11 protein-coding genes are annotated in these 15,185 nt (G+C 63.5%); 1 reads left to right on the top strand and 10 read right to left on the bottom strand.

Translation table 11 applies throughout. The features are described from left to right. Nucleotides 1-79: 79 nt before the first annotated feature. The 6 genes from Hhyl2_RS21185 to Hhyl2_RS21160 form a co-directional block, all read right to left on the bottom strand. A complete protein-coding gene (locus Hhyl2_RS21185) occupies nucleotides 80-3,523 on the bottom strand; it encodes a UvrD-helicase domain-containing protein (RefSeq protein ID WP_483552775.1) in 3,444 nt (1,147 codons plus the stop codon). After that, nucleotides 3,520-5,667 (bottom strand): hypothetical protein, encoded by a 2,148-nt coding sequence (locus Hhyl2_RS21180; RefSeq protein WP_483552774.1) that lies wholly within the window; start codon nucleotides 5,665-5,667, stop codon nucleotides 3,520-3,522. The genes Hhyl2_RS21185 and Hhyl2_RS21180 overlap by 4 nt, the downstream gene beginning before the upstream one ends. Nucleotides 5,668-5,839: 172 nt before the next feature. Beyond that, nucleotides 5,840-6,115, bottom strand: a complete 276-nt coding sequence (locus Hhyl2_RS21175; protein ID WP_483552773.1) for an AbrB/MazE/SpoVT family DNA-binding domain-containing protein — start codon at nucleotides 6,113-6,115, stop codon at nucleotides 5,840-5,842. A gap of 276 nt (nucleotides 6,116-6,391) precedes the next feature. Next, nucleotides 6,392-7,276, bottom strand: a complete 885-nt coding sequence (locus Hhyl2_RS21170) for a hypothetical protein (protein WP_483552772.1) — start codon at nucleotides 7,274-7,276, stop codon at nucleotides 6,392-6,394. Beyond that, nucleotides 7,277-8,044: a DUF8168 family protein gene (locus Hhyl2_RS21165; RefSeq protein WP_483552771.1), complete on the bottom strand. Its 768-nt coding sequence runs from the start codon at nucleotides 8,042-8,044 to the stop codon at nucleotides 7,277-7,279. After that, on the bottom strand, nucleotides 8,041-8,901 hold the full coding sequence (locus tag Hhyl2_RS21160; RefSeq protein WP_483552770.1) for a hypothetical protein: 861 nt from the start codon (nucleotides 8,899-8,901) through the stop codon (nucleotides 8,041-8,043). Before Hhyl2_RS21160 ends, Hhyl2_RS21165 begins: the two co-directional genes overlap by 4 nt. Before the next feature lie 67 nt (nucleotides 8,902-8,968). Here Hhyl2_RS21160 and Hhyl2_RS21155 point away from each other — a divergent pair, with 67 nt between their 5' ends. Next, nucleotides 8,969-9,961, top strand: coding sequence for a transposase (locus Hhyl2_RS21155; RefSeq protein ID WP_483552769.1), 993 nt, complete (start codon nucleotides 8,969-8,971; stop codon nucleotides 9,959-9,961). A 232-nt stretch (nucleotides 9,962-10,193) separates the two neighbouring features. Here the strand turns inward: Hhyl2_RS21155 and Hhyl2_RS21150 are convergent, their stop codons facing one another. The 4 genes from Hhyl2_RS21150 to Hhyl2_RS21135 all read right to left on the bottom strand — a co-directional run bounded on the left by Hhyl2_RS21150 (nucleotide 10,194) and on the right by Hhyl2_RS21135 (nucleotide 15,155). Beyond that, the gene (locus Hhyl2_RS21150) at nucleotides 10,194-13,061 is read right to left on the bottom strand and encodes a single stranded DNA-binding domain-containing protein (RefSeq protein WP_483552768.1); all 2,868 of its coding nucleotides are present in this window, start codon (nucleotides 13,059-13,061) and stop codon (nucleotides 10,194-10,196) included. 471 nt (nucleotides 13,062-13,532) lie between these two features. After that, on the bottom strand, nucleotides 13,533-14,279 hold the full coding sequence (locus tag Hhyl2_RS21145) for a hypothetical protein (RefSeq protein WP_483552767.1): 747 nt from the start codon (nucleotides 14,277-14,279) through the stop codon (nucleotides 13,533-13,535). Beyond that, nucleotides 14,276-14,416, bottom strand: a complete 141-nt coding sequence (locus Hhyl2_RS21140) for a hypothetical protein (protein ID WP_483552766.1) — start codon at nucleotides 14,414-14,416, stop codon at nucleotides 14,276-14,278. Before Hhyl2_RS21140 ends, Hhyl2_RS21145 begins: the two co-directional genes overlap by 4 nt. 214 nt (nucleotides 14,417-14,630) lie before the next feature. Continuing rightward, entirely contained in the window at nucleotides 14,631-15,155 is a 525-nt protein-coding gene (locus tag Hhyl2_RS21135) for a hypothetical protein (protein ID WP_483552765.1), read from the bottom strand. Between the last annotated feature and the right edge of the window lie 30 nt (nucleotides 15,156-15,185).

The raw sequence follows: 15,185 nt of genomic DNA, 5'->3' as shown, positions 1-15,185 counted from the left end.
TACATCTGGCTGTTCCTGAGTGTTGTATCTCAGCAACTATTCTCCAGGCTAGTGTCATCCACACGAACAGTAGCGGTCACTACCACCCGCGGAGCTGTGGAATCCGCTTCGGGACCGAATGTGACATCTCTGTGACAGTGGTCGATGCCTGCACAGCCCCTAGTGTGGTAAGGACTGGAACGACTGTCTCGCCGGGCAGTTGCCGCTGGAGTACCCACGCGTAATATGCGGTCTGGAGTTCGTAGCGGGTTCGGACCCCATCGCTTGGGGCCGCGAACAGCACCTTCAGGTCGTCGACATACCAGGTGCCGTCCGGAGCAAACGAGACGATGTCGGCATGGTTGTGGCTCTCGATTGTGAGGCCGTCGACGTCGAGGAGCGTATCCAGTGGCTCTTCGGTGTAGAGTTCCTGGGCACGCTGGAAACGCGCCCACGTCTCCGTCGTGGCGACCTGCGGTGCGATCGTCTCTTTGATAAACGCACGAATCGCCGTGCGGACCTGGGTGGTGGCATGGCTTGCATGCCTGTCCAGTTGTGTGGCAACCTGCGAGTCCAATCGGTCCGACCATCGGAGTAGCTCGTCGGCCGAGATCCCCGCGTCGACGGCACTCGTGATAACCCCGTGGACGATCGTCCCGATCGTTCCGGCATCGACTGTCTCGGTCGGCAGGTCGAACGCACTCGTAGACGCCGACTCGTCGAGCCGCAGATCCTGGCCGCGGATGAACGCGGGCCAGTGGTCATCGAGTGCCGTCGCAAGCGGGTAGAACGTGCTCCCGCTGAAGAACCGCGGCGTGCGCTGGGTCTCGTTTGGGGCCGGCTGTCGTGTCGCGCGCAGCACCGGCGGCTCAGTCGTTCCGGTATAGTTCGTCCCGAAACTGGCTTCGTTGACCCCGACGGCTATGTCTCGATGCCTAGTCGGCCGCGCCACAGAGAGCTTGTATTGGTCGGTTCCAAGGTCGCCGTCGAATCCGAGCGCCGACTGCAGGGTAGCGGCCCAGCTATCACGGGGTGATTCCCGCGCATCGCTGCGATAGAGCGAACAGACGAGATGGTCACGAGCCCGGGACATCGCGACGTACAACAGGCGCCACCGACCGGCGCGGTGGGCCATCGCCGCAGCGCTCAGTGACGGCGCTCCAGCGATGCGATCGTGGTCCCCGTCCGTAACCCATTCGTTGGTCGCCCATCGCAACGGGTTGCCATCGCTCGAGTTCCCACCTGGATGGTCGCCGCCGGACGAGGTGACGGGCGTCCAGGACTCCGTCGTGGGTGGGGCCAATCCGAGCGTCCCACCGTCGGTGAGAAACCGGTCCTGGTGGGGTCCGCGGAACCCGATGTCGCCGCCCAGGTTTGCGAGGACGACCGCATCGGCTTCGTCGCCCTTCATGTTGTGAATCGTCCGGAACACGACGTCGTAGGCGTCGGTCCCGGCCGCAGGGACTGTCGGCCCATCCTTGGGGGTGTCGACGTACTCGCCGAGGATCGTCGCGAGCTCCCGAACAGAATACTGGTCGGCCCCTTCCCACTGCCGGACGTGCTCACAGAGCGCATCCAGGGCGGTGAGTGCCCGCTGGTCATCGGTGACCTGGTCGAACGGGTCCGTCGATAGCGCCAGCGTATCGATCACATCGGCGAGTAACTCGGCGCCGGGCTGTCGTGTCTGGTGCTGGCGACGGTCTTGGAGGGTCTGCAACCCCGCTACCACCCTCGCCACAGCCGGGGAAAGGTCCGCATCGGCCAGCGCCGCGAGGTCGTCCCGGTATCTGGCGGCGACGTCGGTGTCGGCGGTAGTCCCCTCCACAAGCCCATCGGCCATCGAGTCGAGTGTCTCGAGTAACTGCTCGGTGCGAGCCGGTGCATTCGGGTTGACCAGCCACTCGACGACGGCACACGCCAACTCGACGACGCCGACGGCGAACAGATACTCACTCGCATTCGCCACCCGCAAGCCTCGCGAGCGCAGTTCGGTCGCAAGCGGTTCCATTTGCGAGCGGGACCGCCAGAGGACCGTGACGGTCTCCGGCGAGCCGTCGTCGCAGTGGCAGGTCTCGCCGGCAAGGATACCCTCGATATAGGCCGCCAGCGGCACCGCTTCGGCGTCTTCGACCCATCTGCGCGAGCCGGGCATGCCACTCCCTCTGTAGCCCAGCACGTGCACAGCTGGTCTGGCCCCAGCGGAACGGTCGGGCTCGACCAGTGAGTAGCCGGTCCCGCTTCGTGTTCCACCACCCCGTTCCGGATCATCGAACACATCGGTAAAGACGTGGTCGACAGCCGCGGTGATATCCGGACGCATCCGATAGGTCTTGGCAGCGTCGCGGGTGACGTGGGTGGCCCAGGACCGGCCGAAATACTCGCCGTCGGTGAACGCACGAGCGAACAGCTCTGGACGGGCGTTCCGCCAGGCATAGATGCACTGGTTGGTATCGCCGGCCAGCAAGACCCGCGCATCGTCGGGCACCACCGCCGCCAGTGCGTCGTGCTGGACCACCGAGAGGTCCTGTGCTTCGTCGATGATGAGCGTCTGGAGGTGTGCGCTATGGCGGACGCGAACACGCTCGCGGAAGTCGGCTGCGGGCGCCGCCTCGCCGGCACCGTCGAAAAACGACGCGACCCAGTAGGCGACATCGCGGTGGGCGACGACGTTCCGGTCCCGTGACAGCCCGTCGTATGCCGCCTCGTAGGCGCTGACGAGGTCGGCAAACGCATCGACACAGTCCCGCCACGCCGCATAACAGCGCTGGTCGGCGGCGACGACGGCCTCGTCGGGAGAGTCTGGTGCATACGCTGCGGCCGTCTGGTCGTCGTAGTGGCGCCTGATGTCCCGGACGATATCGTCGAGGCTGTCGGGCGGGCCGTCGGGATAGACGTCGTCGATCGTCTCGTGGAGGCGCTCGCGAAACTCCGCATCTGAGAGCCGTCGATCACGTTTCTCCCGACGGGCGGCTTCGAGCAACGCGTCGACACCCTGTGTGTGGTCGTCGGTGTCGGGATAGGCGGCGTCCAATCGCTCGAAGGCCGCCACGTAATTCTCGTCGGCTCGCAGCTCTGCCAGACAGTCCGCTCGCAGCGACCGCAGAAGGACGTCGTTCCCGACCGTCGGCATTTCTGAAAATCCCAGTTCGCTCGCGATATCGGCGAAGATCCCCCGCAGGATACTGTCGACGGTGCCGATGTAGTCGGTCTGGCGGAGCCGACGATGCAATCGCTCGGCCGTCTGGTCGGCGATGTTCATCCGCGTCCGCTGTGTGTCGTCGGCAAACGCATCGATCACGTCGTGCATCCCCGGTTTCAGTGTCGCTGCATCTTCCTGAGAGAACGAGGCCACACAGACGCCGTCCCCGACCCCGGGTCCCGTCGCGTCTAGGCGGGCCAGACACTCGGCGCCGACCTGCTCGACGGTCGTCGACTTGCCGAACCCGGCCGTACACTCCAGCACGAACAATCCCGACGATGCGTTGATGAACCGGTCTCTGATCGCCGCCTGTGCGCCGTGCAGTTGTGGGATCTGTGTCGTCATCGGTCTTCGGGGTAGTGGGTATCGGTCGAATCGGTCGAGTCGGGTGCGTGTGTACGACAGTGCTGCTGGAGTGGATCGGGCATCGCCGCCGTGGGATCCCGCAATGCGCGAACCTGTGTGCGGTCCAGTCTGGTGGGTGTCCACCCCTCGAGGAACGGCGATGGCTGGTACTGGATCCCTTCGACGTCTTCGGTAAAGCGTGTCAGGACCAGACACCGTGTCGCCGCCGAGACGGTATCGATGAAGTGGTCGTACCCGCGGGCTTCGGTCCAGGACTCTCGCACAGCCACCTGCCGCGCCGCTGGGGAGTCGCCGGCGGCGATCGCACGGCGTACGGGCGCCGGCAGGGCGCCAGCGGGCCGCTGTGGCCAGCCGCTATCGACCAGCCCCATCGCGATCACGAACGGATACGAGCGGAGCCACATGTCCGTCCCCGCAAGCACGTCGATCCGTTCGGCGTTGGCATGCTCACGCCGACCCGGTCGTGTCTCGGCCAGACCCGTCAGGACGCGTTCAACAGCCGCCCACGAGCGATCGACATGGTCGCGCTCGAGCCAGTCGGCGTATTTCGCACGCGTCTCCCGCAGGAGGTGGTCGTCACCGCTCCCGCCGGCAACCCGCTCGAGTGCGCGGGCGGTCCGTGCGGTAGCCATGTGCTCTGTCGCCCCGGTCTCGACGCGTGGTTGGAACACCACCTCGTCGAAGGCCGCGATCGTGGGTTCGAGGACGTCAGTCACATCCGCGGGTGTCGGCGCCGTCGGTTGCGCACGACACCAGTTCAGCCACCCCATCGCTCGCCTGCGTGCCGACTCGGCCGTGTCCATGCTGGCGATCCGTCGCTGCCATGCAGCGAGCGACGCCGTCGTCTCGGGATCGACCTGCTGCCAGACGGGGTCGGTCGTCGGCGGCGGACCCGCCGACTCACTCTCAGGGGAGATCCACTGGAGACGCAGTGGCCGGGCGACGGTGACTGCCGCGACGTCACCATCGCCGTCGGTGTCACCATCGCCGTCGGTCGTCTCTGCGGCGATGGCCGCCAACATGGCAATCACGGCGTGGACGAGTTGGAACGGCTGTGTCTGCGTGAGTGAAAGCTGTGTCCAGACTGAGGGCTGGCGGCCATATGTGGCCAACGCCCGCCTGAGCGGCTGTTCGTAGGGAGTAACGTCACGCGCAACGACCGCGATATCGGTCGGCGGGACGCCGGCCTGCAACAGGCTGTTGATGAGTGCGGCGACCGTCCGGGCTTCGTCGTGGCGGGTCCGGGTGACCACCTCCAGAACGTCGGCGCTGGTGGCGTCGGCGACCGTCGGCGACGGCGATGCCACGGGATTGGTGGTCGTCCGGCCGCCCAGCCGTGCGTCGAGACGGCGTGCGATCCGTGGGCCGCTGCCGGCCCGGAGATGGAGGTGCGAGTCGACCCCGGCCGCCGCTGTGAGTGTCGTGAGGAACGACAGCAGCGGCGCGCCGACCATACTCACGCCGGCCAGGTGGACCCGCTCAACAGCAGGGTACACCTCTCGCCAGCAGGCCCCGTCGGTTTGCGTGACCGCGTCGGCGGCCGCCGCCAGTCGCGTGGCCGCATCGATGTGGGCCTCGGTACGGCGCTCCAGACACCGGGTGAGCGCCCCAGTGCCAGCCCGGATATCCCGTAGGTCCGCCGCTGCATGTGCAGGCAGGACATCACACAGGTGATCGAGGGCTCGGTTGTCGCTGGATCGGTGGCCGGCGACCAGTCGCAGTTCCCGCCGTGCCGCTTCGATCTCTTCCGTATTCTCGACGAGGGGTGCCCCGTAGACGGTTTCCAACGGTGCTATCGCCGCCGGGCGATCGGTCAGAATCTCTCGCAGCAACTGGAGCCGATCCAGGCGGTCAAGTGTGGCCGGCGTACTCTCGGCGTGGGTGTCCAAGAGTGTCGACGCTACCTGGTCGGGTGTGGTCAGGGCCAGGGCTGATCGGGGCCTATCACGGGCGGCGAGTGCCCGTTTGATGTTGCGCTGGTGGAGCCGCTCCGGTGCGATGATGAGGTCGGTCGGTTGACGCGCCCGCCCACTCAGTTCGAGGAGGCGCGACGGGTCGTGGATATGGACCGTCTTCGATGACCATGTCGCCTCCGAAGACGACGGAGATAGTGGTGAACTCATTACATCGAGCTGTGGACATATTATCGAGGGGGATATAAAGACATCCGCCCCACGGTGAAAGTGGTAACCGCTGTCAAAATCTAGACCAGCGGTGGAAACAGGCCGTTTGGTAGGGTTGTGGCGTCAGAATTTGTGTCCAGGGCCGGGAGAATATCTGTCTCGACGTATGTCGTCATCCGGTGTTGTCCTCCGCTGTGCCTTTGCCGCGTGTCAACTCCCCATCAGCATCTTCGTTCGCCTGCTCTCGCGCTTCGTTGCTGAGTTGTTCTGCTGACTGCCCCTCGAATGCGTCGCCAGCTGCTTCACGGATGGCCTCAAGCGGATTTTCGTCAATGGTGATGAGTTCGAGACGTTCTTCATATTCCACTACATGAAAATTCTCGCCGTACTTTTTCCGCAGTTCTGACGGCAGGTATAGTCGCCCATGTGAATCCGTTTTCAGTGACACACTGTATTATATTGAGAAAAAGAAAAATCTATCCCAAAATATAGCTATCGGTGGCAAAAGATGGTGAACAGCGAGTCAAAACGTGATCCGGACGGGCGGCGTCTGCAAGGAACTCTCGAGCACCCTCGTTGTACTGCCCGCCATAGTTTTTATTATTAATATTATTTCTTTATTATATTGTACTATTTGATGGATTGCTGCCGATGCCCTTGTGAATGTCCAGCGTTCTCACTCTGTTGGTCCGCCGGTCTTCTTTGACTTCGCACACTTGACTGATCAGTATTCGACCGGTTTTACTCGCAGCTCACCGAAGCCGTACTTTGAGTGACTGCCAACCCGGAGGATACCGCTCTTCGCGGTCTTGATTGGCCGGTCGCCCTCGTACTTCACGACCTGTCCGTGGTCAACGGTCTGGAGCTCAAAGACCTCTCGTTGCTCTACAATCTTCTCCTCTCGCTCACGGAGATCCCGACGGCCCTCCTTCCACCACCACGGAACATCCTGGTCGGCAGCCTCGGGATACTCCGACTCCAACACGAACGGCGTCGTCACTTCCACAACGAAGGTGCTGCCCTTCCTGAGCCGGGAGTAGTCTAAGTCCTTGAGGTCAACAACCTGCGTGTCCTTCAGTCGCGTGATTCCGTACCCGTAGTTTCGCTTCCCGCCGAACTGCAGGTCATCAAGCATGTCCTGGCTCAGCGGGAGCCTATCGGGGTCATCGGCGTGCAGATAGGCGGTTATGTACCACTTTGTGGTCTGCTGTTGCTTGCGCGCGCTCGCCGGTTTACCCATGATTGTCTCGTGAGACAGAGCAGGGTGGCCGCTCTGTGGGCGGATATCATGGGAGTTCAGCGCGTCTCGCGGACGGGCGTCGAGGAGCCAGCGATGGGCCGGATTCCGCATTAGGAACAGATCATCGTAGCTTTCAACGTCCGGGAGTCCGCTTCCGAGATACGTACGAATCCCGCTTTGTGAATGTTCTTCAGGAAATCTCCCGAACTGGCCGGGGACGAACATCCCGTGGCTGGCGTGTAGATCCTGGTGGATACTGTGTGGGACGTGCGGGCCGAGTGCGTGGAGGATGGCATTCCCCGAGACGTAGTAGGGGTGCCCGATGTAATCCATCTCAAGCTCCCAGTGCACTTGCTGAATTCTTGTCATTTAATTCGATGTCTTCAGTGAATTGTTAACCCAGGTTTCGAAGTCCTCGAGGTACTGGAGCGCGGTGGACCACGCGCCGATTCGCCGAAGGTTCGCATCGAGTACCATATCGTACCTGTCGTGTCCCGTCTCCAGGGGGTGTGTCTTCAACCGGCTCCACGCCGCCGCCCACGACCGCCATGGACGACTCCCGAGTCGGGCTGACGGCTGACCACGATCGTCGCCGTCGATCCGCAGGGCAAACTCCGCGCCAGCATACACCGTCCGGTGGGGCACGAGCACGTCGGCCTCGTCGACAACCAACCGAAGATCGGCAAACTCGTGGCCATCGCAGTAATTGTCGAGGAGTGCTGCTACGAGCAGCGTATGATATTTCAGACTTGTGTAGGGGTAATAGACGCTCTCGGTGAACGCAGAGACAACATTGCTCTCAAGCCACGACCGATGCATGGCTTCTGGGTCGTCTTCGGTCAGGAGTTCTCTTACGGTACTCTCGACGCTGTTGCGAGTAAACGCCTCTGAATCGTATCGGCTCTCGCCCTCAATGAGTGACAGCCGATAGAACGTATCGTGATTCTCGACGGTCTGCTCAGGCTGACCGCTAGGTCTGCTGAGGGCGGACGCATCGCCGTCTGCGCCGTGAGGGACCGTCTGGTTTACGGGCACTCCGGCGAACGTTTCGGGGGCGTGCCTGTGGGCATGGCCATTCATTTTGTGCGCATCGTGGCGGTAGCAATTGATGAGAACCTGGCCTCTTGATTCAGTCATTGGTTTGTTACCCTCTGCTCAAGGACGTCGACGAACGCGGGACGGTACTCCTCGGCCCACTGGTCATCTTTCTCGTCCATCGCGTTCGTATTGCCCTTTCCCCGATCGAAGACACGCTTCAGTTCACGCTCCACATAGAGCGGGTTGATAAGCTCGCAGTCGACAATCCCCGCGCCGAAATTACGGGCACCGCCCAGCTGATGAATGAATTCCGTCTGGTTTCTCTCAAGGAATTCGATCGCTTCGAGCAGCAGCCCAAGGAACTCCGGTTCCAACTCCCTGAAGGAAAGATGCCAGCACCCATCGAGGTTGGCGACAGCGTCGATCTCCACGTTCCGCAATGGTTCCCGATTGTCCTCTCGGTTGCGGGAGACGACGTTCCGGTTGAGTCGGCGGTAGTGGCCCTCTGCTTGCCCCCGCGTGTAATCCACGCTGGAGCGAACAGGTTTGAACTTGATCGGTCGTCGCATTATCTTGCCGGGGATACCACCGAAACCACCGAAGAGGTCGAAGATGATGCAACCCTCGTCTTCTTTTGGGTCGTCGGTACATGCGCCCTTCTCGTGGTAACCGGCGTCGAGATCACGCTCGTAGACGCCCTCCTTTCTGAAGTTCGCGTTAGCCTCACCGGGGTGGCAGGCCGTCCCGTCGTACTCCTGTACTGTCTTTTCCATCCCGTGGCGAAGCCATCCCGAAAGCGGGAAGGCGGGGATGATACCGCCAATCTGGTTCTGGGGATCATCATCCTCATAATTGCCGTTGCTGGCGTGATGCCGGTCGGTCATGATGCTGTCTCCGACCACCAGAAGGTCGGTCTGAATCCGTACGAATACGTCGCGATCGATGCCTTCTATCATTGGTTTGTGGGGGAGGGTGTCATAGAACGATTACCACACCAAAGAGCAGGGTGAATGCTGAGATGGTATGGCCTCAGCGACCCTGCAAGATGATCCTTCGGTAGAGACGTTCTTCAATGTCGCGGAGACCGAGACATTAGCGTTGTTCGAGCACCTTTCCTTCGGATTTCTCGAAGAGTTCAACGTGTTCGCCCCGGCGCAGACGGGGCGAACACGAGAACACGAACCACCAGAGTTGATGCGTGGATTCCTCCATTGCTACTACCACGATATCTACGGGATCCGTCCCGTTGAACGAGAGCTTCGGAACACAATCGTTTGGCTGAGCTGTGGCTTCGATCGACCGCCGTCAAGAGACGCGGTCGATCGCTTTCTCACCGACCTCGAACATGTTGTCGACGAGGTCTTCGACCGACTCGTCGAGCAGGCCGCCCGGCGCGGCCTGCTCGACTTGACCTACTGTATCGATTCAACTGACGTGAGAGCGATGCCCGCCGATCAAGACGCCTCGAAGTGCTATGATCCAACCGACGACGAGTACTACTACGGCTACGGTTGCACGATCGTCTCGACCGGGCAAAAGATCCCGATTGCAGCCGAGTTCACCGAGAGTAAGCAAGCGCCAGAGGAGACGGCGATGCGCGTCACGCGTGACGCGCTCGCCGTCGCCACACCGATCTGGATGGTCGGTGACAGCGCCTACGACACGCTCGACTGGCACGACCACCTGCTGGCCGCAGGGGTCGTGCCAGTCGCTCCGTACAACGCGCGAAACACCGACGACCCGAAAGACATCGAGTACAGGGTCGAAGACCGCATCGAACAACACAGCGAGGATGTCCAGCTGAAGCAGTCCACGTTGGATGAGACGTACAACCGCCGTACTGGAGTCGAACGAACCAACGAATCAGTGAAGGACTGCGGCCTCGGGCGAACGCACGCCCGAGGCCGCGTCCACGCACGAGCGCAGGTGTTCCTCGCTCTATGCCTTCGCCTCGTCATCGCTATCACCAACTACGAACGCGGAGACAATCCAGGAAGTACGATCATCACGGTGTGAGAAGAGTTCTATGACACCCTCTTGTGGGGAGTAACATGAACATGCTTCGAGTGCCGCTTCGACCGTTTTCAGCCGAGGCGTATCGCTCGAATCCGTGTCTTTCTTGCCGCCCTTTGGGCGGATACAAGCGAGGCGAGACCTACATCAGCAAATCGACACGATGCAACGTTTCATCGCTACCTTCGGACCTCGCACCCATCAGAACAGACAAATTTCGGGTGTCGAACCGCGTTCAGAGGTCGAGGACTTCCACGCTGCCGTCGCTTTGAATCTCGTCGGGCGCGACTGCCGCTTCCGACTCGTCCGTGTCAGCGTCGTCGTCCTTGCTGGCGTGGTCGAACGCCGTCGCCTCGCCCGACGCGCCCGCCGGCTCGATGTCGGCCTGCTCGGACGCCGCGCTTAGGTCTGCCAACGCGTGGTCCGGGCACGCTTGCGCCTTGCCACCCATGTGGGCGACGACCGAATCCACGTTCACGTGGGTGAACTCACAGCCATCGACCGGGCAGGCGTACTCGCCAGCCGCGTTCTGGAACAGCGTTCGCGACGGCTTGTTGCGCTGTGCGCTTCGCGCGTCGTCGTCCTCGAACGCCAGGACCTCCGGGCCCGAATCCGGCATGGGCGAGTCGTCGCTGAGGACCTTCGGTGGGACCTTCTCGTCGTCGTAGTGGGACTCGCGCAGCCGGCGCACCTCGCGCTCCAGCCGGGCCTGCCACCCAGCGGTGTGCGCGATGGCTGCCGACACCTCGACCGCGTTGTCGGTCTGAGTGTCCCAGGAGACGGCACGCGCCTTGCCGACCGACTCGTTGTCGCTGGTAAGCCCGGAGAAGACGCGAATCTCGACGTGCTCGGCGTGGAGATGCCCGCTGACCACGCCCAGCACCTCGTCGGCCGCGCCGAGTTCGGTCGCGTCGATGACGGCGACCTCCGCCCCGTGGTCGGGCCAGTCGAAGGTCCGCGAGCCCAGCTTGGGCCCGTAGTCGGTGTGCTCGGTCTCGAACCGCTGAAGCACTGCCTCGAACTGCTCGACGGTGGCCTCTGCGTCGGGCAGCTGGTCGGATTCCTCGCCGATGAACGCCTCTGCGCCGGGCACGCTCGCCCACTCGGGGACGGGGACGACCCACTCCATCGGGCAGTTCTGCTCGGCCATCGGCCGGCCGACGCGCGTGTTCTTGCCTTCCTCGGGCGGGCCCTGCTTGAAGGTGCGCTCCGGCGGCCGGTAGCGCTTCTGGGCCAGCCGGGGCACGTCGTCGTCGGCCTCGACCCTCGGGAAGGCGTACTTGCCCTTGCCCCGCGTGGGCTTCTGGGCAGTCCCCGTCGGGGAGTTCGTGATGGCGTCGTTGCCCGACCGGGTGACCGGCGCGTTGTTGCTGGCGTGGTTGATGTGGAAGGAGGTGTCGAACGCCGCTGCGAGGGTGAGTCGGCCGGCGTAGCTACTCGGCTTGGCGTTGCGAATCGTGACGATGTCGCCTTCCGAGAGCAGCGTGTCGACTTCGGACGCCTTCCAGATGGTCAGCTTCGCCGAGCCCAGTTGCTCGCTACTGTTCAGTTCTGGCGCGGCGTCGGTCACGTCCAGGACCTGCTGCTGGCTCGCGTGGTTGGGCTTGTACGCTCGTTCGACGCGCACCTGGACCGAGCAGGCGGGCCACTCGGGGTCAACCTCGTCGAGCGCGTACGTCGTCGGATGCCACGCGCGGGCCTGGGCCGGCTGGAACGCCTGGAGCGGGTCTTCGCCGCGCCCGGCCAGTTCGCGCTCGAACGCGTTCCGGAGCGCTCGCAGCGACGGCACGGTGTGCGCCGCTGCGCCGCCGCTCGCCGCGATGGAGCCATCGGGCGCGACGTCGACGTTCACGTGTTCGTCCGCGGGATGCTCGCTGCCCTCGGCGGGTGCGAAGAACGTCTCTTCGGCGTCGCGACCGGCGCACTCGACGTTGCGGTCGTACAGGTTCATGACGTCCCGTTCGAGGTCTGCGAGCGTGCTGGCCGAGAGCGTCTGTTCTTTGGCTCGCGCTGCGATGTTCTCCAGCTGCTCGCTCCGCGTTCGGACGGTCGGCGTGGTTGCCACCTCGACGCGCTTGCCGCCGATGGTTCGCATTTCAGTCTCGCGCTGGTCCGGTGCCCATCGCGGATCGTAGGTGCCATCGGGAGTTCGGCGCTTCATGTGTCGGGCGTGGACTGGCCGGTAGTCCCTCGAATCGGTTCGTGCCTGGCGTGCCTCGACGCTCGTGTTTCCGTTCTCGTTCCAGGTGTCGAACGCCGGCTGCCACGTGTTCGTCACCGGGTTCTCGCGAAGGCCCTGCCGGATGGTCTCTGCGCGGTGCGCCACGGCCGCCTTGGTGTGTTCCTGGGCCTGCTCCCACGCTTCGTGCGAGGTCGCTGCGCCCTCGGGCTCGCGCTCTGGCTCGGGCTCGACGTCGAACGTGGACGTTATTTCGGCGGCCATCGTCGGGTCGATGTCCTCGGTGAGCCACTCGTCTTCGGTCCCGGCGTAGGGAGAGTCCATGTCGGCGCTCTCCGTGTCAGCGTCGTCGTCTGCGCCCTGCTGCTCGTGGAACGCCTCGACGACGCGCTCGCGGTCCGGGTACTGCGCTCGGCGCTGCTCGCGCAGGCGCTGCTCGCCTGCACGCCCTTCAAGCCGCGCTGCCGACGAGCCTGAGAACGGCAGGCCCTTGTGGGACATCTGCACTTCGAGCTTCTGGGCCTTCGACATGCTCCTGTTCCAGCCCTTGCCGACGACGACGCCCCAGCCGTCGGGCGTGTTCTGGAAGTTGCCCTGCTTCTCCTGGGACGCGCTGCTCCGCATGTCGGGGCCGTCGTCACCCGAACTGCCCATCGAGGTCTCGACGGTGGACTCGGTGCGCGGGACGACGTTTTCGTAGTTGCCCAGCGTGGGCCCCCAGGAGGGATGCCACGCCCGGCCGTGGACGACGAGGCTGAACGCCCGCCCGAGGACCGAGAGGTCGTAGTCGGCGTTCTCGTTCTTCTCGGGGGCCGGCTCGTCGCGTTCGGCGTTGTTCGACTGGCTCCGCGTTGCACGGGAATCGTCCGCAGTGTTGTTCGAGTTGCAGTACTCCTCAAGGGTCGGAATTTCGTGTTCGGACATAGTGAATCTCTCTCCAATCGCCGCAGGCTCCACCCTACGGCCGCTGAAACCGCAGTTTCGGTAGTCAGCAACAATGTCTGCTCCAGTTCGGCACGGCCGACCAATCCACCGCGACAACTCCGACAGGACAGCGACCGGGCTACTCCCGATGTCGCTCTCCAGGCTGTCTCCGGTGTCCATGACTACCGGTTCTGGTGGTCAGCAACAATGTCTGCCTCACCTGCACCACTGCTCGTCCGGTCCAGGCTGTCCATTCCACCGCCACAGCCGGTGGTCCGGCTGGCGGACCAGTCCACGTTCCAGGTTCCGCCGGCTCACCGGGCTGAGGTCACCTATCAGGGAAGATAAACCGGGCTGGCGTACCGGTGGTCAAGCAATGCACTACTCAGTGTTCCGGAGAGAGATGGCGTGCAAGAAACCGGGGGAGGTGTGAGGTGCCTGTGCTGCGGATCTCGCAAAAAGGGGCGCGTGTCAGGCTGCGTCCGTACCTTCGTCGTAGGCGAGCTCGACGAGGGCGTGGGCTTCGTCTTCGGTAAGTTCGCCGACGCAGGTGTCCACGAGCGTCTCGTTGAGTGCCTTCCTGGCGTTGGCCTTCCGGCACTGCGTGTCGGCATTGCGCTGGTGGTTCGCTGCGGCGAGGAGGTATGTGCAGGCGATCGCGATGATCTGCCGGTGGACCTCGTTGTGGAACGGCACCGGCAGGTTGGTGTCCCAGTCGTCGTGGCCGTCCACCGAGAGTAGTGGGCCGTAAATGTCGGTCGATGCGTCGACGGCGACGGTCTCGATGTCGGAGTCCGTCGATGGGGACTCGTGGAACCAGGCGTCGAACCGCTCTTCGAAGTAGTCCGACAGCGCCGACGCGAGCCGGCCCAGGTGGACATGGCTGGGCGAGTTGCCATTGCCGGCTTCGCGATGGACGGTCGAGAGAGCCGCCCGAGCGCCGCTGATGACCTCGCTGGCGACGAACCGGTGGCCTCGGTGCTCGAAGCCGTTCCAGTTGCCCAGGTCGTCGATGCCCGTGACGGCCGCCGTTGGTGCCGGCACACTATAGTCGTCGGTCCGCGATGCGTACTCGACGGGCGTCTGGCACTCCGTCTCGAAGAACCACTCGCGACAGAGGTCCTCTCGGTCGGCCTCCGGCGTGAGGTCCGTCTGCACTGTCTCGTCGCCTGCGTCTGCCGCCTCCTCGTCCGGGGCGACCTCGCTGGTCGGCGTCACTGGTCGCCCCCCATCGCGTCGAGGAGGTCGGCGACGTCCTTCCCGCCCATGTCGGTGTCGATGTCGGCGAGGCCGGTGTCGCGTTTTTCCGTGCAAACGGTACCATCTGGTCGAACGGTGTAGGTATCGAAACTCATGTCAGGTCTCTCTCCACGGTCTCCGGGACCGCTACCCATCATGGCAAACAAATTTTCCGCGTAGCCCCGCTGAACAGACCATATACGGCGTCTCTGTGAGACAGTCGAGTCTCGGTCGGGCAATGCACTACTCTGCGTTTCTGTATAGCCGGGTCTGAAACAAAGCGGCGACAGGCCACGGCTGAGGCACAGCAAAAAAGGGGGCGTGAGTGTGTTACTCGAGGACGGGGTCTTCGGCGAGGTACACCGCCGGGAGAACGCGCCTGCCGATGGCCGCCAGGAGTGCTTCGCGCACTTCCTCGCGGAACAGGTCATAATGATGGGAGAACTCGACGAACAGCTTGCCGGGCTCGCTGCGTGCTCGCGTCGCGGTGACGGTGCCGATCGTCTTGGTGCCGGCCTTGACGAGCAGCGGAACGCCGGTGTCCAGGCGAGCGGCGAAGGCTTCAGCGGTTGCGAAGTCCTCTGCTGGCTCGGCCGTGACGGTTGGCGTTGCATCTGGGCCGACCGCGGTGCCGACGTCGTCTCGGACCTCGACGGTGTCGGCGGCTTCGAGCTGGTCCGGCCTCGGTGCGTCTGGTCCGTCGGCCCGACCACCGTTTCGTGGCTCGGGCATCGAATCAGGGTTCTGCTGGCTGGCGGCACTCTCGAATGCGTTGCTGTCGTGGACGTGCTTGTTGAACATGGTGTTCACCGAGGTCTCTCTCTCTCCGAAGACCTCGTCTCTGGTTGGGAGCAACAATGGCTGCCTCCTGTGTCTGCATTGGCT

The sequence above is a fragment of the Haloarcula sp. H-hyl2 genome (assembly GCF_056934385.1).
The sequence above is the reverse complement of the archived record's forward strand: the minus strand, read 5'-3'. Positions and strand labels throughout refer to the sequence as shown.